The 544-nt window shown below is 33.1% G+C and carries 1 protein-coding gene; it reads left to right on the forward strand.

The annotated features are described in order from the left end of the window. On the forward strand, positions 1 to 423 hold a 423-nt coding region (locus tag FOT98_RS31710), incomplete at its 5' end, for a DUF1657 domain-containing protein (RefSeq protein WP_144291295.1). Between the last annotated feature and the right edge of the window lie 121 nt (positions 424 to 544).

Below are 544 nucleotides of genomic sequence, written 5' to 3' on the forward strand. Positions count from 1 at the left end.
TTATTAAAGAAAGATCGCCAACCACTCACAGCAAAAGACATCGGTTTAAAAGTAGCAAACGAAAAAGAACCACAAACTGTTATTATGGATGGCAATGTACTAGATGAACCTCTTTCAGCAAGCGGACATAACCGAGCTTGGTTACATTCTGAGCTCGAAAAACTCGGTGTTGTCATTGAAAACGTCTTTCTCGGTCAAGTGGATTCATATGGACAACTTACTATCGACATTTATAATGACAAACTACAAATGCCTTCTCCTCAAAACAAACCTTTATTATTGGCATCTTTAAAAAAATGTCATGCTGATCTTGAACTATTTTCTTTAGAAACAAAGTCGAAATCAGCAAGCGAAATGTATAGTAAAAACGCGAAACAAATCGAAAAGATTTTAAATAAAGTGACCTATCTTTTAAAAGAATAGATATCGAAAGAACGCTTCAGTAAAAAAGGCGTTCTTTTCTTTTTTTCTACAGTTTTTATAACGTTTAAATTTATGTAATTCGGTTATGATGTTGAAGATACATAAGCAGGGAATTTCAAAA

This window comes from Bacillus sp. HY001 (assembly GCF_007558965.1).
In the GTDB taxonomy this organism is placed as follows: Bacteria; Bacillota; Bacilli; order Bacillales; family Bacillaceae_G; genus Bacillus_A; species Bacillus_A mobilis.